Raw genomic sequence first — 24,503 nt, forward strand, 5'->3', positions numbered from 1 at the left:
TTCCCGGCGTATTTTATTGACAATCGTTTTTGCTGCCCCTAGTATTTTCAAGCGATACATGGAAACGTTTCCATGCTGGTTGGGGAGGCGGCCAGACTATAAGAACCAAGGAGACCAAATGCACTATCCAAAGGCGAAGCAGACATTGATGAGCCTTGCAGTTGCCACCGCCTGCGCGGCGCTCACCGCACCGGCGCAGGCGCAAGCGTCGGAGCAGGCAGGCGTTGCGCCCGCCCCGTCCAATACCGGCGACGTCGCGACCGTGGTTGTGACCGGCCTGCGTGCCAGCCTGGGTTCTTCGATGAACCTGAAACGCAATGCCGACGGTATCGTAGACGGCATCGTGGCAGCCGACATCGGCAAATTCCCCGACACCAACCTCGCCGAATCGCTACAGCGCATCAGCGGCGTGTCGATCGACCGCTCCATTGGCGAAGGCTCCAAGATCACGGTGCGCGGTGTCGGCCCCGACTTCAACCTGGTGCTGCTGAATGGCCGCCAGATGCCGGCCTCCAACCTGGGCGATCTGAATGGCCGCGCCTTCGACTTCGCCAACCTTGCTTCGGAAGCGATTTCGCAGATCCAGGTCTACAAGACCGGCCGCGCAGAAACCCCGACCGGCGGCATCGGCGCCACCGTCAACGTGCTGACCGCGCGGCCGCTGGACCGCCCCGGCATGGTGGCCAGCGTTGGCGCCAAGGCGGTGCATGACACATCCCACAACAACCTGCCCGGCGATGTGAAACGAGGCAGCGCCACCACGCCCGAAATTTCGGGCATCTACAGCAATACCTTCGACGACAACCGCTTTGGCGTGGCGTTGAGTGCCAGCTACCAGGAGCGCAACCTGGGCTTCAACCAGGCTTCCGTGGCAAATGGCTGGCGCGGCCCCTTCCTCGGCAATGCGGGCCCGCTGCCGCAAACCGGCGCCACCAACCGCCCGAAAGACGGCGATAACTACTCGCTGCCGCAAAACCTGAACTACAACATGAACGGCGTGCAGCGCCAGCGCACCAATGGCCAGTTGACCCTGCAATGGGCGCCGGTCAGGGAACTCATTACCACGCTGGATTACACCTACTCCGAAAACAAGATCCAGACACGACGCCAGGACCTGTCCGCCTGGTTCAATTTCGGCCCGTCCAGTTCGACCTGGAGCAACGGCCCGGTCGCCGCCCCGCTGGTCTACACCGAACTGCTGCCCGCGGCAAACAGCGATATCGCCATGGGCGGCGCCGACTTTGCCACCAAGACCCAGAACCAATCGCTCGGCTTCAATGCCGCCTGGAAGACCGACGGCCTGAAACTGGAACTGGACGTACATAAATCCAGCGCCGTATCCAAGGCGGACAGCCCGTTCGGCTCGAGCAACGTGATCGGCACCGCAAGTTTCAGCCGCGGCGACACCACGGTCGACTTCCGCAATGATTTCCCGGTATTGAGCATCCAGGGAGCGGATTTCACCAGGGCCCCGCAGCAGGTAACCGGTTCCGTATTCCAGAACGGCTATATGAAAGGCGAGATCGAACAGGCCCAGTTCAAGGGCAGCCTGAAGCTGCTGGAAGCATCGAACCTGAACTTCGGCGTGGGCGCGATCGAAGTGAAAAACCGCTCCGCCATGTCGACCCAGCAGCGCGATTCCTGGGGCGGCGCGTCAACCGCATCCGACTACCCGGCCAGCCTGTTCCACCAGGAGTCGCTGCGCCAGTACTACGACAAGATAAACGGCAGCGGCAACCCTGCCCTGTTCAACCAGTTCTACACCTTCAATTTCGCCGAACTGCGCGCCCTGACTGCCAAGGTTACCGGCCTGCCGGAAATGTACATGCCGAAGAGTACCTTCGATACCGACCAGCGCACCCAGGAAAAATCGAAGAGCGCGTACCTGCAGTTCGGCACCGACTGGGATACCGCAATCCCGATGCACACCAATATCGGCGTGCGCTATGAAAAGACCGACGTCATGTCGACCGCGCTGGTGCCCGCCGCGACGGGGATCAGCTGGGTATCGGCCAACGAATTTCCGCTCAGCTTCGGGGCGCCGACTTTCACCACGCTCAATGGCAAATACAATCACTGGCTGCCTAGCGTGGACTGGGATGCCGACATCCGCCCGGACATGAAGCTGCGTGCAAGCTATGGCGAAACCATCGGCCGCCCGCGCTACGACCAGATCCAGGGCGGCACCACATTGGACCGCCTGGCGCGCGATTTCGGCGGCACAGGCAGCCAGGGCAACCCGCAACTTAAACCGGTCAAGTCGAAGAACCTGGACCTGTCGTGGGAGTGGTATTACGGCCAGCAGAGCTTCGCCTCGATTGGCCTGTTCCACAAGGACTTGAGCAACTATGCCGGCCAATCCAAGATCACGGCGACCCCGTTCAACCTGCATACGCCGGTTGGCGGCGCGCTTTGGAATGAAGCTGTCCAGCAAGGCAGTTGCGGCAGCGACCGTGTCTGCATCCGCAACTACATCTTCCGCAACCACCCGACCGCTCCAGGCGTGACGCGCGGCCCGGACGACGCCAGCGGCAATGCGACCGGTACCATCGTCGGCCAACCGAACGATCCGGTCATGTCGTTCGAGATCAACTCCTTCGCCAACCAGAAGAATGAGAAGCTGAAGGGCGCCGAGATCAATGTGCAGCATATGTTCGGCAATTCGGGCTTCGGGCTTTCGGCCAACTACACCTGGGTGGACTCAGGGCTGAAGTACGACAACTTCAAGATCGGAGAGCAGTTCGCGCTGGTAGGCTTGAGCAACTCAGCCAACCTGGTGGGCATCTACGAAGACAAGAACTGGTCGATCCGTGCGGCCTACAACTGGCGCGACAAATTCCTGTCTTCGACCTTCGATGGTGCGGGCCCCAACCCGAACTACACGGAAGCTTACGGCCAGCTCGACCTGAGCATCGGCTACGCTTTCAATGAGAAACTTAGCGTGCAGTTTGAAGCGATCAACGTGACCAACGAAATCCAGCGAGTGCACGGCCGCGCTGAATCGATGGCGCTCTTCGTGACGCAATCCGGGCCGCGCTACATGCTCGGGGCCCGCTACAAGTTCTGACGACAAGCCGCGCTTCGGTCTGCCCACCATATAAGGATCACCATGGCAAAACCTGTCCTGCTCAATAATGTCGACCACAAGGACTTGCACGTGCAGACCGGGCGCGGCGCCCATTTCGGGGACAACGTCATGTCCGCCCTCACCTTTCCGTCCGAATTCCGCGACGTGCAAGCCTGTTACCCGATCGTATTCCGCCAGGCGGGTGGCGGCTTTGAAGCACATGCGCTGTTCGGCTTCCAGGAAGGCGAAAACCTGTTCCTCGACTTGCACGGCTGGGAGGCGCCTTACGTGCCGTTGGCGATTGAGCGCCAGCCCTTCCTGATCGGAGTGAGCGGCGATGAGCTGACGGTGCATGTGGACCTGGAGAACCCGCGTATCAACAATGCCTGCGGCGAGCGCGTATTCCTGCCACACGGCGGAACTTCCGAATACCTGGAACGCGTCAATTCCACCCTGCTGGCCATCCACCAGGGACTGCAACAGGCGCGAGGCTTCCTGGCGGGGTTACTGGAACACCAGCTGCTGGAACCATTCGTATTTGACATGGAACTCGATGACGGGTCGCAGAACCGCCTGGCAGGCTTCTACACCATCAACGAAGAACGCCTTGCCGCGCTGCCTGGCAGCGCGCTGGAACGGTTGAACCGTGCCGGCTACCTGCTTTCCGCCTACATGGTCATCGCCTCCATGTCCAATTTCCGCGCGCTGATCGACCGCAAGAACCGCCTCCATGCCGGCCAGTGCTAAGCCGATCAGGGAGCTGCGCGGCATCTCCCCATCCGACCTTGACGATGAGGTACTGGCTTCCACCGAACCGCTGGTGCTGCGCGGGCTGATGGCAGGCTGGCCGGCGGTGCAGGCAGGCCGCCACGGCGCTGCCAGCGCCGACGCATACCTGCGCCGTTTCTGCCGCGACGCCACCGTGACCGCCATGCTTGCCGCCCCGGACATCGGCGGGCGCATCTTCTACAACGAGGACCTGAGCGGCTTCAATTTCGCCTCGTTGCACACGCGCCTGGACCACGTCCTGATGCAACTCGCCGGCCAGCGCGACAATCCGCATCCTCCCACCATCTACGTCGGCTCCACGACTATAGAAACGGCCCTGCCGGGCTACCTTGAGGAAAATCCCCTTGGCCTGGACGCGCGCGACGCGCTCGCAAGCATCTGGATCGGCAACCGGACCCGCATCCCGGCCCACTACGACCTGCCCGACAACCTGGCCTGCGTGACTGCCGGCAGACGCAGGTTCACGCTGTTCCCGCCAGGCCAATTGGCGAACCTGTACGTCGGCCCACTGGACTTCACGCCGGCCGGCCAGCCAATCAGCCTGGTCGACTTGCACCAGCCGGACCTCGAACGCTTCCCCCGCTTCAGCGAAGCAATGCGCCATGCGCAATGCGCCGAACTGGAGCCAGGTGATGCCATCTTCATCCCCAGCATGTGGTGGCACCATGTCGAAGCGCTGGAGTGCTTCAATGTGCTGGTCAATTACTGGTGGCGCCAGTCGCCGCCTTACATGGACACGCCCGTCAATGCGCTCATGCTGTCGCTGCTCTCGATCCGCGACTTGCCGCCAGAACAGCGCAGCGCATGGCAGGAGATCTTCCGTCATTACGTATTCGAGGCCGATGAACGAACGGCAGCCCACGTTCCAGAGGGCGCCCGGGGTATGCTCGGCCCGATCGACGACAACGCAGCTCGCATGCTGCGCGCCCAGTTGCTCAAGAAAATCAACCGATAAGCGGAGACCCGAAGTGAGAGATGAACAATCCCGGCGCCGCCCAGTGCGGCGCGTTGTCATTGCAGGTGGCGGGACCGCCGGCTGGATGGTTGCCGCAGCGATTTCGCGCAGCCTTGGCAAAGTGCTGGACATCAAGCTGGTGGAGTCGGACGAAATCGGCACCGTTGGTGTCGGCGAGGCGACCATCCCGAGCCTGCTGAATTTCCACCGGCTGCTGGAGATCGATGAACAGGAATTCATGGCTGCCACCAAGGCCACCTTCAAGCTGGGCATCAGCTTCGAGAACTGGCGCAACGTCAACGAAGACTATATCCATTCCTTCGGCATGACGGGTACCGATCACTGGACCGCCGGATTCAATCATTTCTGGCATAAGGGCCGCGAACGCAAGCTGGCCGGCGACTACGGCGACTACTGCCTGGAGCTGAAAGCCGCGCAAATGAACCGTTTTGGCCACCTGCCATGCGAAGGCATCAACTACGCCTATCATCTCGACGCCAGCGCTTATGCACGATACCTGCGCAGATATTCGGAAGGCTACGGCGCACGGCGCATCGAAGGCAGGATCGCCAAGGTCCACACCGATGCCGCCAGCGGCTGCATCACGGCCCTGCAGCTCGATTCCGGCGCCATGCTCGAGGGCGACCTGTTCATCGATTGCACCGGTTTCCGCGCCTTGCTGGCCGGCGAAACCCTGGGCGCTGAGTTTGAAGACTGGTCGCAGTGGCTGCACAACGACAGCGCGATCGCAGTCCAGACTTCCTCCAGCGGGCCAGCCGTGCCTTACACGCGGGCCATCGCCCACGAATGGGGCTGGCAGTGGCGCATCCCGCTGCAGCACCGCGTCGGCAATGGCATTGTTTTCTCCAGCAAGTTCGTCGACGACGAAACCGCACGCGCCAGGCTGATGTCGAATATCACCGGTGAGCAGCTGGTGCAGCCGCGCGTGATCCGCTTCAAGCCCGGACAGCGCCGCAAAGTCTGGAACAAGAACTGCATTGCGATCGGCCTGGCCAGCGGCTTCCTGGAACCGATTGAATCGACCAGCATCCACCTTATCCAGCGCGGCATCATCCGCCTGCTGCAGATGTTCCCTTCAAATGGCATCTTCCAGTCGGAGATCGACGAATACAACACGCAGGCATGGAGCGAGATCGAGCATATCCGCGATTTCATCATCCTGCACTACAAGGTCACGAACCGGCGCGACGCGGCGTTCTGGCGCCATTGCGCCGCCATGGAGGTGCCGGCGTCGCTGCGCCATCGCATCGACATGTTCCGCGAAACAGGCCGCGTGTTCCGCCTGTCAAATGAACTGTTTGCCGAAAACTCCTGGGTCCAAGTGATGCTGGGACAGGGCATCACGCCGATGCAGCACCACCCGTCCGCGGATTTGATGGGCGACGCTGAGCTGTCCTGCTTCCTCGACAGCATCCGCAGCAATGTGGCACGTACTGTGGTGCAGCTGCCGCCGCACCAGCAGTACTTGGAGAACTACTGCGCGGCGTACATGGAAGAGTACTTGGCGCCGAAGTAAAAATGAAGGCATAGCAGGCGGCCGGCAGCATGAAGGACGCCTGCACACCGATCGAATCGGCCAGCGCGCCCTGCGCGAACGGCACCAGTGCGCCGCCGACAATGGCCATGCACAGGATGCCCGAGCCCTGCCCCGTGTACTTGCCCAGTCCATTCAGCGCCATACTGAAAATGGTCGGGAACATGATCGAATTGCACAGGCCAACTGCCAGGACCGCCCACATCGCAACGCTTCCCTTGCCGAATACGGCGCCCAGCACCAGCGCGATCGCCAGCAAGGAATTAAATGCCAGCGTCTTGCCAGGGCTGACAACGCGCATCACGACGAAGCCGATGAAACGTCCCACCATCGCACCGCCCCAATAGATGCTGACGTAATGCGCGGCGTCGGCGTGCGACAGGCCGGCAATATGCGGCTCGCCGAGGAAATTGATCAGGAAGCTGCCGATACTGACTTCCGCGCCCACATACAGGAAGATGCCGATTGCTCCCAGTACCAGGTGGCGATGCGCCCACGCGGAACCATGTCCTTCGCCCGGTAGCGACGCATCGCCGCTATCGGCAATCTGCGGCAGCCTGGCGGCGAGAAACAACACAGCCAGCAGCGCCAGCGCAGCGGCCAACCCCAGGTAAGGACCACGCACGGTCGCTGCATTCGCCGCGGCGCCAGCAGCCGCGCCAACCGCCGACAGGATCAGCAGGCCGCCGACGGAAGGACCAATGGTGGTGCCGAGCGAATTGAAGGCCTGGGTCAGCGTCAGGCGGCTCGATGCCGTACGCGCCGCGCCAAGCACGGTCACGTAGGGATTGGCGGCCACCTGCAGGATGGTGATGCCCGATGCCAGCACAAAGAAAGCAAACAGGAACAGGCCGTAGCCACCGAACGAGGCGGGATAGAACAGCGCGCAGCCGCCGGCGGCAATCAGCAAGCCGGTCACCGCGCCCTTCTGGTAGCCGATGCGGCGAATCAGCGCTCCCGCCGGCAGCGAAACGATGAAGTACGCGCCGAAGAAGCAGAACTGCACCAGCATTGCCTGCACATAGGTCAGCGTGTAGATCGCCTTCAAGTGCGGGATCAGGACATCGTTCAGGGACGTGATCAAGCCCCACATGAAGAACAGGATGGTAACGATCACCAGCGCGCTCGTGTTGGCGTTGTCCTGCGTGCCGCCAGCCGCATGCTGCTGCGCGACGTTAGATGAGTCAGGGGCAATGCTCGCCATTTAGTTCTCCTTGGTCAGTTCTTCGCAACGTACCGCATCGGCGGCGCCAGCTGCACCGCCGGCGATTTCGATGTTGGCGATGGCTACGGCAAACGGGGCGCCGGCGCTGATGGCAAACGGCTTGTCCAGGCGCTCCAGCTGCAAGCCGCGCGCAGTGAAGCAGGCCAGGGGAAGTTTGATGCTCCGCTTGCCCTTGCCTGCAATGCGGGCGAACAGCCTGGTCGCATCCAATGCGGTATCTTGCATTGTCAGCATGACTTTACCCTGCGGCGGGGCGGCCACGACAGCATCGAATTGCAAGACCCCGTCGCGTACGGCGGCAGGCGGCAGCACGATCGGTTTGGCGCCCTGCGCGACCAGCGCCGCTCCGGCCGGAGCTCCCGCCGACCATGTAACCTGCTTGGCGTCCTGCTGCGTGTTCACCTGCGCCGTCTGCACCGTGATGCCCGGCAGGCGGAAAGACGCATTCAAATCGGCGCCCAATGCCAGTTGCTGGCTGCCGCTGCGGATCGACAACGGGAAGCTGGCGCGGTCTGCCTGTCCGTGCACCGTCACGGTATTGCTCGAACCACAGCCGCCCGGAGCGTAGGAAGTATCAAGTGTTCCCAGCTTCGACCGCTGCCCTTTGCGCAAGCCATAGTTCAAGGCGAACAGCGGTGTATAGCCTGCGTCGCCAAAGTTCAAAGGCGTCTGGCAAGCCGATTGGGGCCAGGAGAAGGACAATTTGCCGCCGAAGGCGTAGTTGCGCGGGCCCGCAACCAGCAGGTCGGATACGCCCTTGCCTTCGGTGCCAGGCAGCCACGCCGCGATGAATGTGTCGGACAGGTTGAGCAAGTCGTTCACGAACAGGGGACGGCCCGCAACGAACACGGTGATTACCGGCTTGCCTTGGCCCGCCACTGCTTCCAGGACGGCAAGGTCTTCCGGATACCGGCTGCTGTGCCGCAGCGTGCCCGAGGGACCTATATCGCCGTCGCCTTCCGCATAGGGGCGCTCGCCAATGACCGCAATCACGGCATCGAAGCGCGACAGGTCAACGCCTTTCGCGTCAACGCTGAATTCCACATTGCCCTGTCCCGCAGCAGCGCGAATACCTGTGAGGATGCTGTCCGCATTCGGGAAGTCGGCATTGGTATTGTCAGTACCCTGCCAGGTCAGCGACCAGCCGCCGGTCTGGTTGGGGATGTCGTCTGCGCTCTTGCCCACCACCAGGATTTTCCTGCCGCGTGCCAGCGGCAGCGCCGGCCCTTCGTTTTTCAACAGCACCAGCGATTCACGCACGGCGCGGCGCGCCAGTTCGCGATCCTGCAAGGCAGCATCCTTGCCGGCATAAATGTTCTGCGAAGGTTTTTTGTCGAACAGTCCCGCGCGCAGCTTGACGCGCAGGATGCGGGTCACCGCATCGTCGATACGGGACATCGGGATCTCCCCCGCTTTCACCTGGGCAATGGTGTTGGCGATGAAAGCCTTCCAGTCATCCGGAACCATGATCATGTCGAGCCCCGCATTGATCGCCTGCGGGCAGCTATCGTTGCGGCATCCCGGCACTTCGGCAATGCCATTCCAGTCGCTGACCACGAAGCCGTCGAAGCCCATCTTGGTCTTCAGCACATCGGTCAGCAACTCGCGGCTGCCATGCACTTTTACGCCATTCCAGCTATTGAACGACGCCATGACCGTCTGCGCACCTTCCGCCAGCGCCGGCATATAGCCTGCGCCGTGGAGGTTGAGCAAGTCCGCCGGCGAGGACTTGTTGTTGCCGCGATCCTTGCCCTGGTCGGTGCCGCCGTCGCCGACGAAATGCTTGGCGCTTGCCAGCACGTTGGCATCGGTCTTGAAGCGGCCCTGCAGGCCTTTCACGTATTCGCCCGCATACTGTGCCACCAGCTTGCCATCTTCGGAGAAGCTTTCGTAAGTACGTCCCCAGCGATCGTCGCGCACCACAGCGATAGTCGGACCAAAAACCCAGGCGATGCCAGTGGCCCGTACCGCCTTGCCGGTCGCAGCACCAATCTCATAGGCGAGCTTGGGGTTATGCGCCGCGCCGAGGCCGATATTGTGCGGGAACAGCGTGGCGCCAAAGACGTTGCTGTTGCCGTGAATGGCGTCGATGCCCCATACCACGGGCACCTTGACCGCCATATCGGTCGCCATCGACGCATCGTGGTATTTCTGCGCCAGGGCCAGCCACTCCGCCGCGTTGGCGCGCTTGTTCCCATTCGGCCAGCTGCCGCCGCCATTCAGCACCGAGCCAATGTAGTAGCGCCGAACGTCGTCGGGCGCGACGGTCTTGATCTCGGGCTGGGTCATTTGCCCGATTTTCTGTTCCAGCGTCATCTTGCCGACGATATCGGCAACGCGCTTCTCTAGCGCCGCGTCGGCCTTGATTGCGCTGCTTACGTGCGGCCAGTCGGCCAGCGGTGCAGCGCCCGCCGCGAGCGCCATGGCCATCGCAGCGGCCAGCAGTGAAACCTGTTTCATCCTGTCTCCTTTTACGGCTGTTGCAGGAAGGCGCGATACCACTTGGCGCTGTCCTTCAGCCTTCGTTCTTGTGTTGTGTAATCGATGTGGACCAGACCAAAACGGCGCAGGTAGCCTTCCGCCCACTCAAAGTTGTCGACCAGGCTCCAGGCGAAATAGCCCTTTACCGGTACGCCGGCCGCAATCGCGTCCTTCATTGCGCCCAGGTGGCGCGCCAGGTAGCGTCGACGGCCAACGTCGGCCACGCTGCCATCGGCCAGCACTTCATCGTCGTAGCAGGAGCCGTTCTCGGTGATGTATAACTCCTTCGGCGCGTAATCGGCATGAATGCGGCCAAGCAGCTCGCTCATGCCTTCCGGCGCCACTTCCCAGCCCATGGCGGTGATCTGCGCGCCGGCTGGCGGCGGCAGCACGCGTGCATCCAGCGGCTCGTGGCCGGGCGCGTCTGCTACCGTCTCGGGGAAATAATAGTTCACGCCCATGAAATCGGTCGTCGCCGCGATCGTCTCCATGTCTCCCTCGTGCACCACCGGCGCCGCTGCGCCCACCTCTTGCAGCGTCGCCGCTGGATAGCCGCGTCCGTGCAGCGGATCGAGGAACCAGCGGTAGCGCAGGCCGTCGTGGCGCTCGCAGGCCGCCCGATCGGCCTCTCCAGTGCTGGCTGCGCGTAGCGGATGCAGGCTGAGGGAAATGCCGACCCGCGCGCCTGGCACGTTCTCGCGGATCAGCGGAACTGCCTTGCCGTGCGAGAGCAGCACATGGTGGCAGACCTGCAGGGCGGTGCTGAAATCGGTCAGCCCCGGCGCATGCAGCCCTTCGAAATTACCCAGGATGGCGGTGCACCAGGGCTCGTTGTGCGTGATCCAATGCCGCACCCGGTCGCCCAGGCGGCGCGATACCGCGTCGACAAATTCGAGGTAGCGCTGCACCGTGTCGCGCTCGGCCCAGCCGCCGCGGTCCTGCAGGTACTGCGGCAAATCCCAGTGGTACAAGGTAGCCCAGGGCTGGATGCCGCGCTCCAGCATGCCGTCCACCAGGCGCGAATAGAAATCCAGGCCCTTCTGGTTGGGTGCCGCGCCGAATTCGGAGACGATGCGCGGCCATGCAATCGAAAAACGGTAGGCGTTCAGGCCCATGTCGCGCGCGATATCCATATCTTCCGGCCAGCGGTGGTAATGGTCGCAGGCCACCAGGCCGCTCGAACCGTCGCGCACCTTGCCGGGCGTGGCGGCAAAGCGGTCCCAGATCGATTCCGCCCGCCCATCTTCGCGTCCGGCCCCCTCGATCTGATAGGACGAGGTGGCGCAGCCCCACAGGAAGTCGCGCGCGAAGTCGCTGCGCGCCGGGGCGCCTGGTTCAATCTGGTCTGGAGTAGTCATATTCAGTAGTGTACAGGATTTGGAAAGGTTTCCACATTCACTCGAAAAAAAGGGCGCAAGCGCCCCCTTTTGCAGGTTCAGTTCATGCGACAGCCTTGCGCTTGACACTGGCCGCCTTGGCCAGGGAAGCGCGCAGCGTGACCGTCACAGGGAAGCTGCGCGTCACCGTGCGCCGCAAGTCGTAACAGCGGTTCAGCAAAGCGCTCAAGCCATTCATCGTCATTTCACGCCAAGGCATATGGACGGTGGTCAGGCGCGGCGCGGAAAACTCCGCACTCGGCGTATCGTCGTAAGCGATGACGGACAAGTCATTTGGCACGCGGATACCCGCCTCCTGGAAGTAGGACAGCGCGCCGACCGCCATTTCGTCGTTGGCGCAGAACAGGGCCGTGCAGCGATGCCCCGATTCCACCAGTTCCTTGGCCGCGGCCCAGCCACCGGCCGGCGAGAAGTCGCTCTCGGCAACCCACATGCGGCTGGTATCGATGCCGCCGTCCTGCAACTCCGCCATGAAGCCCTCGACGCGCGCCACGTTGTCGGCGAGGCGCGACGGGCCTGCCACCACGGCGATATCGCGATGCTTGTGGTCCAGTAATGCGCGCGCGGCCAGCCGGCCGCCAAGCTTATGGTCCAAAGTGAAGCACTGGTCCGGAATGCTGGCCAGGTTGTGGTTCAGCACCACGATCCTGCCCTGCTGCGCACCCATGGCCGCGACGTCTTCGTCCAGCAAAGCGCTGGTCATCACGATCAGGCCGTCGCAGCCGCGTTCCATCAGGAACTGTATGCCGTCCTTGGCCTGCTTGCGTTCATCGCCCAGGCCCACCCCAAAGGCCACCACCATATGCAGGCCGGCAGTGCGCAGCTCCGTGTCAATGATCTGCAGGATGGGCGTGTAGAAGGTGCCGCTCAGGACTGGAATATAAACACCGATCATCTGGCTGGTGCCGGTCAACAGCGTGCGCGCCGCATGCGACGGGCGAAATCCCAGTTCGTCGATTGCCTTCTTTACCTTTTCAAGCGTGGCTGGCGACACCGAGCCTTTGCCGCTGACGACACGGGAGGCGGTGCCCAAACCTACGCCCGCCAAGCGGGCTACGTCTTTGATAGTGGCCACTGGAATCCTTTTCTTCTTATAACGTCATCGCGAGCATACTTGAAGCGCCCGCCAAATCAAAGCGCTTGCCGCTGTCCGGATCGAACAGCGACGCGCGTTGTGCATCAATCTCGAATGCGACCGCATCATCCGGCGCAACTGCGCGGCCACCCTGCAGGATGCACGACAGCTGCTTGCCGCTGCAATCCAGCCACACCACGCGGTGGGCGCCCATCGGCTCCACCAGGGTCACCCTGCCTTGCAGCGAACCGCCCGGCGCCAGCGAAATGTGTTCCGGACGCACGCCCAAAACGGCCTTGCGCCCGGCCATCGCAGCAGCCATCCCGCCCAGCGCCAGCCGCAGGCCACCGCCAGAGAACATGCCGCCTGCGCCGACTTCGCCGTCAATGAAATTCATGGCCGGCGCACCAAGAAAACCGGCGACGAACAGGTTCGCGGGCCGTTCGTATACTTCGCCCGGCGTGCCGACCTGCTGGACCTGCCCCGCACGCATCACGACAATGCGGCTGGCGAGCGTCATCGCCTCCACCTGGTCGTGCGTCACATAAATCATGGTGGCGCCCAGTTGCTGGTGCAGCAGCTTGAGTTCGCGCCGCAAATCCGTGCGCAGCTTGGCGTCGAGGTTGGAAAGCGGTTCATCGAACAGGTAGACGCTGGCCTCGCGGACCAAGGCACGGCCAATCGCCACCCTTTGCCGCTGCCCGCCCGACAGGGCCGCCGGCTTGCGGCCAAGCAGTTCGCCCAAATGCAGCATCGCGGCCACGCGGTCCACGCGGCGTTTGATCTCCGCCTTCGCCACGCCCGCAATGCGCAGGCCAAACGACATATTCTTCTCGACCGTCATGGTGGGGTACAGGGCATATGACTGGAACACCATGCCGATCTCGCGCTCGCTCGGGTCCGTACGCGACATGTCCTTGCCGCCGATCTCGATCGTGCCGCCGCTGGTTTCCGTCAGCCCCGCGATACTATGCAACAGCGTCGACTTGCCGCAACCGGAAGGCCCCAGCAGGACCAGGAATTCGCCCTCCTCCACCTCCAGGTCGAGGTCCCGGATGATGGCGTTCCCGCCCAAGGTAATGTCCAGCTTTTTAAGACTTACGTTCGACATCCGTTCAACCTTTCACTGCGCCGGCAGCGATGCCGCGCACGAACCAGCGGCCCGACAAGAAATAGATCGTCAATGGCACCAGCGCCGTCAGGATCGTGGCGGCCATATTGACGTTGTAAAGACGGGTTCCCGTCGTCGTGTTGATCACATTGTTCAACTGCACCGTCATCGGCAGGTTGTCGCGGCCCGCAAACACCAGGCCGAGGATGTAATCGTTCCACACGCCTGTGAGCTGCATGATCGCCGCCACCACCAGCATCGGCGCCGACAGGGGCAGCATCACATGCCAGAAAATGCGCCAGAAGCCGCCGCCGTCGATGCGCGCGGCATGGAACAGCTCCTGCGGCAGCGCCGCATAGTAATTGCGGAAAAGCAGCGTCAATACCGGCATGCCGAACACCAGGTGCACGATTACGATTGCCGGCAGCGAACCAAACACGCCCAGGCCGGCCATCATGCGCACCAGCGGGTAGATCATCACCTGCACCGGCACAAAGGCACCCAGCAGCAAGATGCCGAACAGCAGGCTGGCGCCGCGCGGCCGCCAGAAAGACAAAGCGTAGCCATTCAGCGCACCGAGCGCGATCGGCACAACCGTGCTTGGCACAGCGATGCGTACCGAGTTCCAGAACCCGCCCTGCACGCCCTCGCAGGCAGCGCCGGTGCAGGCCTCGCTCCAGGCAGCACGCCAAGCATCCAGTGTAGGGGCCAACGGCAATGCAAAGATATTCCCCAGCCGGATTTCATCCATCGACTTCAATGAAGTAGCCAGCATCACGTATAGCGGCAGCAGGAAGAACAGCGCCGCACTGGCCAGGAAGGCATATAGCCCGATGCGCGCCGCCTTCATGCCGCGCCTTTCCGGCTGCGGGCATAGGCCCACGGCGCCAGCAAAGCGAGTACCGTCAGCAGCAACACCACGGCGCCGGCCGAGGCCAGGCCGATATTCGCGCGCAGGAACAGGTGGTCCATGATGAATTTCGCCGGCACTTCGCTGGCTGTGCCGGGCCCGCCCTGGGTCATTGACACGACGGCATCGTACAGCTTCACCACCATGGTCGCCAGCAGGATGAACACCGTCGCCAGTGTCGGCGCCAACATTGGCAGCACAATGGAAACGTAGACGCGCCAAACTGGTATGCCATCCAGCCGCGCCGCTTTCCAGATCTCAGGATCGACGCCGCGCAGGCCAGCCAGCATCAGCGCCATCACAAAGCCCGAGGCCTGCCACACTGATGCCAGCACGACCGTGTAGAGAACCATATCCTGGTCTACCAGCCAGTCGATCTCGACACCGGGAATACCTCCCGGCGTCAATATCCACTGCCATACAAGCCCGGTCGCGACAAACGACATCGCATACGGATACAGGAACACGGTACGCAATGCGCCCTCACCTGCCACCTGTCGGTCGATCGCGGCGGCCAGCAGGAAACCGATCACCATGCAGGCCAGCACGAACAGCAGTCCAAACAGCGCCAGGTTTTGCAGCGACAAGAGCCAGCGCTCGTTGTCGAACAAGCGCTCGTACTGCGCCATACCGACCAGCTTACTGGTCGCGATGCTGCGCGAACTGGTGAGCGATACATAGAACGTCCAGGCGAACGAGCCCAGATAGCCCACGCAAACCGTCAGCAACATCGGCAACAGCGCCGCATAGGACATGGCTCGGCGCACTGCTTAGTTCCTCAATGCTGCGGCCAGCGCCTTCTGCGCTTTGTCCACCGGCATCGACGTGTTCCAGTAAGCGGTCAACGCATCCTGCACCGCACCGTTCTGGTCAGGCGTCAGATAAATTTCGGGCGCGCCGGCCTGGCGATTACGGTCGCGCATGATGGCGGCGCCAGCCCGCGCACAGACGTCGAGCTGGCTGGTATCGGCATCGGCGCGCGGCGGCACCGAGCCTTTCAGCTTGTTGAAGTTCACCTGGGTTGCGGGCGCCAGCAGCACTTTCGCCATCAGCTTTTGTGCCTGCTGTACCTCCGCGCTTTCCGAGCGCGGGAAGACAAACGCATCGCCCTGAATCAGGTAAGGCGAATTCACGCCGAGGCCAGGAATGCAGCCGTAATCGACGCCGGGTGCCATTTTCGCATTGCTGAATTCACCCTTGGCCCAATCGCCCATGATTTGCACGCCGGCTTTGCCGCTGACCAGCATCGCAGTCGCATCATTCCAGTTGCGGCCCGGCGAGGCTGGATCGACGTAGGACTGCAGCCGCTTGTAGGCCAGCAGCACCTTGCGTACCGCTTCCGAGTTGATCGCGCGCTGGTCGCGGTCGCGCATCACCTGCAGGTAGAGCTGGCGCCCGCCCATATTCGCCAGCAGCGACGCAAACAGGATGTGTTCCTGCCATGCCTGCCCGCCGTGCGCCAACGGCACCAGTCCGGCGGCCTTCAGCTTATCCAGTGCCGCATACAGTTCATCGACGGTTGCAGGTTCCTTTAGAATGCCAGCCTTCTTGAACGCGGCCTTGGAATACCAGATCCACGTCTGCATGTGGACGTTCATCGGCATCGCGTAATAATGGCCATCGATGCGGATGGTGTTCACGATCGGTTCCGGCAGCGTGGATTCCCAGTGCTCCTGGCGCGCCACGTCGTCCAGCTGCACCAGCATGTCCTGGTCCACGATATCGAGGAACTGTTTGGAGATATTGAACTGCGCGGCGGCCGGCGCCTTGCCGCCAACCATGCGGTTAAGCGTGACTGCACGGGCCTGTTCGCCGCCGGCAATCGCAGTATCGATCCAGGTGCCGCCGGCGGCACGGTAGGCGTTCGCGAGCTGCTTGACGGCAGCGGATTCGCCGCCTGACGTCCACCAGTGGATCACTTCCGCGCTCGGCCCGGCAGCCTGCGCGGATGCGGCGCCGAGCGCCATTGCACAAGCAAATAACTGCTTAAACATCCCGTCTCCTGTAGTGTGCTGCTTATTTTTGGAAACGTTACCAATTTCACGGGCGGGTGTCAACAGAATAACAGGAAAGGCCCTCATGGCGAAAACGCAACGTGTACCGGAAAACGATTGAAATCGTATAAATCCCTGGGCTATCCTGTTTTTGCTGCCGGCGCACGCCGGTCGCGCGATCGGGAGAGTTTGTCCCACCCATGGACAACGCCGAAGGAGCAAGCCGCCCCCGGAATCTCTCAGGCCCAAGGACCGGTCGCGTGTTTTCAAAACTCTGAAGAGCCGCCGGCAAAGCAGCGCTGGCGCACCGAAGGAGCAAGCAGGCCGCCAACGCCTGTGAAACTCTCAGGTCCAGCACAGAGGGGGCAGTCACCTCGCACCTCAAAGATATCTGACCAACCTTCAGAGGAGTAGTCACATGCATATGCATCGACTCTGGCTGCGCATTGCCTGCGCAGCGATGATAGCCGCCCCGTTCCTGGCAAAAGCAGACAACGGCGCGGCATTGCAGGCCGCCAAACGCGGACTCGCACAATTCGCCGAGCACCAGCAGGCGATCCGTCCCGGTAGTGCACCGGTCGATTTCCCGCTCGATATCACGGACGTGGGCGACTTGAAGCAAGCCACGGTCGGCCATGGCTTTGAGGTCTACACTGTGGATCCGAAAGAACTGCTGGCACGCGGCGACCTGGCCTCCCTGGCCAAACCGACAGGCGAATGGCGCTTCGTCATTTCCTTGCACGGAAAGCCGATCGGGCTGGCGACTGTGCAGCAAGTGAACGGCCGCTATGAAACCGTCGCATATGGCGCTTCAGTGCTGGCGAAAGACGTGGATGCCGCCATGGCCGTCCACGGCAACGGCGCGCGCTCCAACCTGCGCTTCATCCGCATCTACCAGGCACGTGCCGACCTGCTGGAAGTTGACCGCGCCAGGTTCGCCCCGCTGCATTCAGCCCGCGAATCGCTGCTGCTGCAGAAGAACGGCAGCCAGCTGGTCGAAGGCGCCGATTTGCTGGAGCCGTTGCGCGCCGCAGTCAAAGCCAACATCGAAGCATTCCGCTAAGGAGGAGCCGAACATGAAAATCGCAAAAATCGCGGCCGGCGCTGCGCTGGTGCTTGCCCTGCCCTCCGCCTTTGCTCAATGGCGCACGCTGAACGTTCCGTTGACCATCCAGGAGCACAGCCAGTGGTGCTGGTCAGCCTCCAGCAAAGCGGTGCTGAATTTTTACAACCGGACGCCGAGCCAATGCCAGATCGTGAACTGGGCCTACGGCATCAATTACGCCTGCGGCAACAGCACCTTCAACTGGAACAGCTACGCCAATCGCCCGAACAATATGTACGGCACTTCGGGCAGCGTGCAGAACATCCTGGGAAATTGGGGCGTTTCGAATACGGCGATCAACAACTACCTGTCGTGGAATTCGGTGGTGAATGAGATCAATGGCAACCGCCCCTTCGTGATCCGCTACGGCTGGAGCAGCGGCGGCGGCCATATCATGGTGGGACGCGGCTATGAAACTTACAACGGAACCAACTACATCTACATCATGAATCCGTGGCCAGGCGAGGGGCAGACTTACCGCACCTTTGCTTCTGCTGTCAGCGCATCCGACCATAATTGGACGCATACGCAGCGCATGAACGTCAGCCCTTGATTGAAAAAACCCGCCGGGACCGACCCGGCGGGCTTTTTCGCTTTAGTTGCTACCGCCCAGCTGCTCCAGCTTGGCCGCCCACTTTTTCGACTCGTCTACATTACGGGCCGTCCCCACGCCGTTTTCAAGCAGGTAGACCAACTTGCGGATGGCAGTGACTTCGCCCTGCTCCGCCGCCTGCCGATAGTAGACTGCGGCCTGGGTGTAATCCTTCTTCACGCCCTGGCCCATCCAGTACATGCCTGCCAGCCGTACCTGCGCCTGTGCGCTACCCAGCTTGGCTGCCTGCTGGTACACGATTGCAGCCTGCGGCATATCAACCGGGCCGCCCTTGCCCAAGTCGAGCATCACAGCGAGGTTGGTCGCGGCATCTTTGTTGTCCTGGGCCGCCGATTTTGTGAACCATGCGCGCGCCTGTGCCAGGTCCTGCGCTACGCCATCGCCGGTGGAGTACAGCAGGCCAGCGTAAAACTGCGCCATTGCGTGCCCTTGTTCAGCCGCTTTCAAGTACCACTCCAGCGCTTGCGCAGGATCTTTCGGCACCGTGTTGCCGGTATGGTAGGCCACAGCGAGGTCATACTGCGCGTTGGCGTCACCAGCGACCGCGCGCTTGCGGATCGGCGCGAGCGGGCCGGCAGCCTGGCGCTCCATGGCCGCAATCAGGGTCAGTGCTTCCTGCGCAGTCTTGCTGCCGGCTGCAGCAGCTTTCTGGTACCACTGCTTGGCCTGCGCCTGGTCGGCAGGAACGCCCCGGCCTTCGAAGTACATGCCCGCCACCTGCTCGATCGCTGCCACGTCGTTCTGCTCGATAGCCTTGCGCAGCAGGGCCAGGGCGCCGGCACCATCCTGCTTGATACCGCGGCCCGCGGCCATCAGGCCGGCAAGCTGGCGCATCGAGGGGACATTGCCCTGGTCGACAGCGCGCGAGTACCACTTCACGGCTTCAACGTCGTTCTGGTCTGTGCCTTGGCCGCGCTCATACATCATGCCCAGGTTGAACTGCACATTGGGGTCATTGCTGCGGGATGCCTGCTCAAAGAAACCACGGAAAGCGCGCGCGTAATTGCCTTTTGCGTACTCTTCGTTAGGGGTGCGGGAAAAAGCCTGTGCATGTGCGAATTGCACGGGGAGATGCAGGCAAGCCAGGAGTGCTACGTACCGAAACTTCGACGCCATATTAGTTACTTGCTAGGTGGAAAATATAAATTATATAAACTCTCCATTAAGCAACATAATATAAATGAAAACTTTGATGCTTTTTAACAACAAGCAACTGGCGCTGCAAAAGCAAAAAGCCCGCTGGCACATGCCTAGCGGGCTTTTCTAATAAGAGCCTGACGATAACCTACTTTCACACTGGTTGCAGCACTATCATCGGCGCMAAGTCGTTTCACGGTCCTGTTCGGGATGGGAAGGGGTGGGACCGACTTGCTATGGTCATCAGGCATAACTTGTAGCACCRTGTTCAGYGAACACGATGCGCAATCTGGAAGAAGTAAAGTTGGGTATCTCAAACACAGGCAAGTGCTGTATAACCGGCAAGGTTATAGGGACAAGCCGTACGGGCAATTAGTATCAGTTAGCTTAATGCATTACTGCAATATAACCGGCAAGGTTATAGGGACAAGCCGTACGGGCAATTAGTATCAGTTAGCTTAATGCATTACTGCACTTCCACACCTGACCTATCAACGTCCTGGTCTCGAACGACCCTTCAAAGAGCTCAAGGCYCTGGGAAATCTCATCTTAAGGCAAGTTTCCCGCTTAGATGCTTTCAGCGGTTATCTCTTCCGAACTTAGCTACCCGGCAATGCCACTGGCGTGACAACCGGTACACCAGAGGTTCGTCCACTCCGGTCCTCTCGTACTAGGAGCAGCCCCCTTCAAATTTCCAACGCCCACGGCAGATAGGGACCAAACTGTCTCACGACGTTTTAAACCCAGCTCACGTACCACTTTAAATGGCGAACAGCCATACCCTTGGGACCGGCTACAGCCCCAGGATGTGATGAGCCGACATCGAGGTGCCAAACTCCCCCGTCGATATGAACTCTTGGGAGGAATCAGCCTGTTATCCCCAGAGTACCTTTTATCCGTTGAGCGATGGCCCTTCCATACAGAACCACCGGATCACTATGTCCTACTTTCGTACCTGCTCGACTTGTCGGTCTCGCAGTTAAGCACGCTTATGCCATTGCACTATTAGCACGATGTCCGACCGTACCTAGCGTACCTTCGAACTCCTCCGTTACACTTTGGGAGGAGACCGCCCCAGTCAAACTGCCTACCATGCACTGTCCCCGATCCGGATYACGGACCAAGGTTAGAACCTCAAACAAACCAGGGTGGTATTTCAAGGTTGGCTCCATAGGAACTGGCGTCCCTACTTCAAAGCCTCCCACCTATCCTACACAGATTGGTTCAAAGTCCAATGCAAAGCTACAGTAAAGGTTCATGGGGTCTTTCCGTCTAGCCGCGGGTAGATTGCATCATCACAAACACTTCAACTTCGCTGAGTCTCGGGAGGAGACAGTGTGGCCATCGTTACGCCATTCGTGCAGGTCGGAACTTACCCGACAAGGAATTTCGCTACCTTAGGACCGTTATAGTTACGGCCGCCGTTTACTGGGACTTCAATCAAGAGCTTGCACCCCATCATTTAATCTTCCAGCACCGGGCAGGCGTCACACCCTATACGTCCACTTTCGTGTTTGCAGAGTGCTGTGTTTTTATTAAACAGTCGCAGCCACCAGTTTATTGCAACCTTTTCGTCCTTCCACAGTAAAGTGGTCAAACTACCGAGGCGTACCTTATCCCGAAGTTACGGTACCAATTTGCCGAGTTCCTTCTCCCGAGTTCTCTCAAGCGCCTTAGAATACTCATCTCGCCCACCTGTGTCGGTTTGCGGTACGGTCTCGTATGACTGAAGCTTAGAGGCTTTTCTTGGAACCACTTCCGATTGCTTCGTGMRCAAGYKCACTCGTCCCAGTCCCTTGGATTACGTACCCGGATTTGCCTAAGTACCTCCTATGAACCAGAAACTGCCTATTCCAACAGGCAGACAACCTTCCGCGATCCGTCCCCCCATCGCATCATACGACGGTGCAGGAATATTAACCTGCTTCCCATCAGCTACGCATCTCTGCCTCGCCTTAGGGGCCGACTCACCCTGCTCCGATGAACGTTGAACAGGAAACCTTGGGCTTACGGCGTGCGGGCTTTTCACCCGCATTATCGCTACTCATGTCAGCATTCGCACTTCTGATACCTCCAGCATCCTTTACAAGACACCTTCGCAGGCTTACAGAACGCTCTCCTACCATATCCTTGCGGATATCCGCAGCTTCGGTGACTGGCTTAGCCCCGTTACATCTTCCGCGCAGGACGACTCGATCAGTGAGCTATTACGCTTTCTTTAAATGATGGCTGCTTCTAAGCCAACATCCTGACTGTTTTAGCCTTCCCACTTCGTTTTCCACTTAGCCAATCTTTGGGACCTTAGCTGGCGGTCTGGGTTGTTTCCCTCTTGACACCGGACGTTAGCACCCGATGTCTGTCTCCCAAGCTCGCACTCAACGGTATTCGGAGTTTGCAATGGTTTGGTAAGTCGCGATGACCCCCTAGCCATAACAGTGCTCTACCCCCGTCGGTGATACTTGAGGCACTACCTAAATAGTTTTCGGAGAGAACCAGCTATTTCCAAGTTTGTTTAGCCTTTCACCCCTATCCACAGCTCATCCCCTAATTTTTCAACATTAGTGGGTTCGGTCCTCCAGTGCGTGTTACCGCACCTTCAACCTGGCCATGGATAGATCACTTGGTTTCGGGTCTACACCCAGCGACTAGCGCCCTRTTCGGACTCGATTTCTCTACGGCTCCCCTATTTGGTTAACCTCGCCACTGAATGTAAGTCGCTGACCCATTATACAAAAGGTACGCAGTCACCCCTTRCGAGGCTCCTACTGTTTGTATGCACACGGTTTCAGGATCTATTTCACTCCCCTCCCGGGGTTCTTTTCGCCTTTCCCTCACGGTACTGGTTCACTATCGGTCGATTACGAGTATTTAGCCTTGGAGGATGGTCCCCCCATGTTCAGACAGGATTTCTCGTGTCCCGCCCTACTTGTCGTATGCTTAGTACCACCGCTYKGATTTCRCGTACGGGGCTATCACCCGCTATGGCGCCTATTTCCAGAGGCTTCCACTATCAGAACGACTATCACATACAGGCTCTTCCCATTTCGCTCGCCACTACTTTGGGAATCTCGGTTGATTTCTTTTCCTGCAGCTACTTAGATGTTTCAGTTCGCCGCGTTCGCTTTGCATACCTATGTATTCAGTATGCAATGACCTATAAGGCCGGGTTTCCCCATTCGGAAATCTTCGGATCAATGCTTGTTTGTCAGCTCCCCGAAGCTTATCGCAGACTTCTACGTCCTTCATCGCCTGTAATCGCCAAGGCATCCACCATGTGCACTTATTCACTTGTCCCTATAACCTTGACGGCTATAAGTTCAAGCACTTACTACTGTGTTTGATGAGTTTTACTACTACCCTAAGTGAATATCTTTCGATATCCGCTTAATAAAACTTTTACTTCTTCCAGATTGTTAAAGAACGATGAACTAAGMGTTCAAACCTAAGCATCTGTGCTTACGTTTGAAATCTTTGGTGGAGGATGACGGGATCGAACCGACGACCCCCTGCTTGCAAAGCAGGTGCTCTCCCAGCCGACTCTAGAAAGGAGGTGATCCAGCCGCACCTTCCGATACGGCTACCTTGTTACGACTTCACCCCAGTCACGAATCCTACCGTGGTAAGCGCCCTCCTTRCGGTTAAGCTACCTACTTCTGGTAAAACCCGCTCCCATGGTGTGACGGGCGGTGTGTACAAGACCCGGGAACGTATTCACCGCGACATGCTGATCCGCGATTACTAGCGATTCCAACTTCATGTAGTCGAGTTGCAGACTACAATCCGGACTACGATACACTTTCTGGGATTAGCTCCCCCTCGCGGGTTGGCGGCCCTCTGTATGTACCATTGTATGACGTGTGAAGCCCTACCCATAAGGGCCATGAGGACTTGACGTCATCCCCACCTTCCTCCGGTTTGTCACCGGCAGTCTCATTAGAGTGCTCTTGCGTAGCAACTAATGACAAGGGTTGCGCTCGTTGCGGGACTTAACCCAACATCTCACGACACGAGCTGACGACAGCCATGCAGCACCTGTGTAATGGTTCTCTTTCGAGCACTCCCARATCTCTYCGGGATTCCATCCATGTCAAGGGTAGGTAAGGTTTTTCGCGTTGCATCGAATTAATCCACATCATCCACCGCTTGTGCGGGTCCCCGTCAATTCCTTTGAGTTTTAATCTTGCGACCGTACTCCCCAGGCGGTCTACTTCACGCGTTAGCTGCGTTACTAAGTCAATTAAGACCCAACAACTAGTAGACATCGTTTAGGGCGTGGACTACCAGGGTATCTAATCCTGTTTGCTCCCCACGCTTTCGTGCATGAGCGTCAGTTTTGACCCAGGGGGCTGCCTTCGCCATCGGTGTTCCTCCACATCTCTACGCATTTCACTGCTACACGTGGAATTCTACCCCCCTCTGCCAAACTCTAGCCTCGCAGTCTCCATCGCCATTCCCAGGTTAAGCCCGGGGATTTCACGACAGACTTACGAAACCGCCTGCGCACGCTTTACGCCCAGTAATTCCGATTAACGCTTGCACCCTACGTATTACCGCGGCTGCTGGCACGTAGTTAGCCGGTGCTTATTCTTCAGGTACCGTCAGCAGCTGCGGATATTAGCCGCAGCCTTTTCTTCCCTGACAAAAGAGCTTTACAACCCGAAGGCCTTCTTCACTCACGCGGCATTGCTGGATCAGGGTTGCCCCCATTGTCCAAAATTCCCCACTGCTGCCTCCCGTAGGAGTCTGGACCGTGTCTCAGTTCCAGTGTGGCTGGTCGTCCTCTCAGACCAGCTACTGATCGTTGCCTTGGTGGGCCTTTACCCCACCAACTAGCTAATCAGATATCGGCCGCTCCAGGAGCACAAGGTCTTGCGATCCCCTGCTTTCATCCWTAGATCGTATGCGGTATTAGCGTAACTTTCGCTACGTTATCCCCCACTCTTGGGTACGTTCCGATATATTACTCACCCGTTCGCCACTCGCCGCCAGGCCGAAGCCCGCGCTGCCGTTCGACTTGCATGTGTAAAGCATGCCGCCAGCGTTCAATCTGAGCCAGGATCAAACTCTTCAGTTTAATCTCTGTTTTTCC

Annotated in this window: 14 protein-coding genes, 3 rRNA genes, 1 pseudogene and 1 riboswitch; of the genes and pseudogenes, 6 read left to right on the forward strand and 12 right to left on the reverse strand. The window is 59.9% G+C overall.

Annotated elements, in window-relative coordinates:
* Positions 1–148: 148 nt before the first annotated feature.
* The 4 genes from ASE26_RS08870 to ASE26_RS08885 are packed head-to-tail and all read left to right on the forward strand — an operon-like array spanning position 149 to position 6,348.
* The gene (locus tag ASE26_RS08870) at positions 149–3,067 is read left to right on the forward strand and encodes a TonB-dependent receptor (RefSeq protein WP_057246072.1); all 2,919 of its coding nucleotides are present in this window, start codon (positions 149–151) and stop codon (positions 3,065–3,067) included.
* A gap of 42 nt (positions 3,068–3,109) precedes the next feature.
* Positions 3,110–3,814 (forward strand): SapC family protein, encoded by a 705-nt coding sequence (locus tag ASE26_RS08875; RefSeq protein ID WP_057246053.1) that lies wholly within the window; start codon positions 3,110–3,112, stop codon positions 3,812–3,814.
* Complete coding sequence (locus ASE26_RS08880; RefSeq protein ID WP_057246055.1) at positions 3,798–4,811, forward strand: cupin-like domain-containing protein; 1,014 nt, start codon at positions 3,798–3,800, stop codon at positions 4,809–4,811. Before ASE26_RS08875 ends, ASE26_RS08880 begins: the two co-directional genes overlap by 17 nt.
* Before the next feature lie 13 nt (positions 4,812–4,824).
* A complete protein-coding gene (locus ASE26_RS08885; RefSeq protein ID WP_307146536.1) occupies positions 4,825–6,348 on the forward strand; it encodes a tryptophan halogenase family protein in 1,524 nt (507 codons plus the stop codon).
* Here the strand turns inward: ASE26_RS08885 and ASE26_RS29770 are convergent.
* The 8 genes and pseudogenes from ASE26_RS29770 to ASE26_RS30535 all read right to left on the reverse strand — a co-directional run bounded on the left by ASE26_RS29770 (position 6,306) and on the right by ASE26_RS30535 (position 16,559).
* Positions 6,306–7,570: pseudogene (locus tag ASE26_RS29770) on the reverse strand (sugar MFS transporter). The gene ASE26_RS08885 and the pseudogene ASE26_RS29770 overlap by 43 nt on opposite strands.
* Positions 7,571–10,051, reverse strand: a complete 2,481-nt coding sequence (locus tag ASE26_RS08895; protein ID WP_057246061.1) for a glycoside hydrolase family 3 protein — start codon at positions 10,049–10,051, stop codon at positions 7,571–7,573.
* Positions 10,052–10,062: 11 nt separating this feature from the next.
* Positions 10,063–11,430 (reverse strand): GH1 family beta-glucosidase, encoded by a 1,368-nt coding sequence (locus ASE26_RS08900; RefSeq protein ID WP_055935351.1) that lies wholly within the window; start codon positions 11,428–11,430, stop codon positions 10,063–10,065.
* Between the two features lie 82 nt (positions 11,431–11,512).
* The gene (locus tag ASE26_RS08905) at positions 11,513–12,544 is read right to left on the reverse strand and encodes a LacI family DNA-binding transcriptional regulator (protein ID WP_055935353.1); all 1,032 of its coding nucleotides are present in this window, start codon (positions 12,542–12,544) and stop codon (positions 11,513–11,515) included.
* Positions 12,545–12,560: 16 nt separating this feature from the next.
* Positions 12,561–13,655: an ABC transporter ATP-binding protein gene (locus ASE26_RS08910; RefSeq protein ID WP_055935355.1), complete on the reverse strand. Its 1,095-nt coding sequence runs from the start codon at positions 13,653–13,655 to the stop codon at positions 12,561–12,563.
* A gap of 4 nt (positions 13,656–13,659) precedes the next feature.
* Complete coding sequence (locus tag ASE26_RS08915; protein WP_082507505.1) at positions 13,660–14,505, reverse strand: carbohydrate ABC transporter permease; 846 nt, start codon at positions 14,503–14,505, stop codon at positions 13,660–13,662.
* Positions 14,502–15,320 carry a carbohydrate ABC transporter permease gene (locus tag ASE26_RS30530; protein WP_057246063.1) on the reverse strand — a complete coding sequence of 273 codons (819 nt, stop codon included), beginning with the start codon at positions 15,318–15,320 and terminating at the stop codon, positions 14,502–14,504. The genes ASE26_RS08915 and ASE26_RS30530 overlap by 4 nt, the downstream gene beginning before the upstream one ends.
* A 15-nt stretch (positions 15,321–15,335) precedes the next feature.
* A complete protein-coding gene (locus ASE26_RS30535; RefSeq protein ID WP_055935361.1) occupies positions 15,336–16,559 on the reverse strand; it encodes an ABC transporter substrate-binding protein in 1,224 nt (407 codons plus the stop codon).
* A 170-nt stretch (positions 16,560–16,729) separates the two neighbouring features.
* A riboswitch (glycine riboswitch) is annotated at positions 16,730–16,824 on the forward strand.
* Between the two features lie 153 nt (positions 16,825–16,977).
* On the opposite strand from ASE26_RS30535, the gene ASE26_RS08930 reads away from it, so the two are divergent.
* Together ASE26_RS08930 and ASE26_RS08935 are read left to right on the forward strand one after the other, a co-directional pair.
* Positions 16,978–17,622 carry a hypothetical protein gene (locus ASE26_RS08930; RefSeq protein ID WP_229207255.1) on the forward strand — a complete coding sequence of 215 codons (645 nt, stop codon included), beginning with the start codon at positions 16,978–16,980 and terminating at the stop codon, positions 17,620–17,622.
* A 13-nt stretch (positions 17,623–17,635) separates the two neighbouring features.
* Positions 17,636–18,217, forward strand: a complete 582-nt coding sequence (locus ASE26_RS08935; RefSeq protein ID WP_055935363.1) for a C39 family peptidase — start codon at positions 17,636–17,638, stop codon at positions 18,215–18,217.
* A 42-nt stretch (positions 18,218–18,259) separates the two neighbouring features.
* Here ASE26_RS08935 and ASE26_RS08940 read toward each other — a convergent pair whose 3' ends face one another.
* The 4 genes from ASE26_RS08940 to ASE26_RS08955 all read right to left on the reverse strand — a co-directional run bounded on the left by ASE26_RS08940 (position 18,260) and on the right by ASE26_RS08955 (position 24,488).
* Complete coding sequence (locus ASE26_RS08940; RefSeq protein WP_055935365.1) at positions 18,260–19,342, reverse strand: SEL1-like repeat protein; 1,083 nt, start codon at positions 19,340–19,342, stop codon at positions 18,260–18,262.
* Between the two features lie 207 nt (positions 19,343–19,549).
* Positions 19,550–19,662 (reverse strand): 5S ribosomal RNA (gene rrf / locus ASE26_RS08945).
* 174 nt (positions 19,663–19,836) lie between these two features.
* A 23S ribosomal RNA gene (locus ASE26_RS08950) occupies positions 19,837–22,708 on the reverse strand.
* Positions 22,709–22,957: 249 nt separating this feature from the next.
* A 16S ribosomal RNA gene (locus ASE26_RS08955) occupies positions 22,958–24,488 on the reverse strand.
* The 16S, 23S and 5S rRNA genes sit together here, the layout of an rRNA operon.
* Positions 24,489–24,503 lie beyond the last annotated feature (15 nt).

The sequence above is a fragment of the Duganella sp. Root198D2 genome (genome assembly GCF_001428585.1).
In the GTDB taxonomy this organism is placed as follows: Bacteria; Pseudomonadota; Gammaproteobacteria; order Burkholderiales; family Burkholderiaceae_D; genus Rugamonas.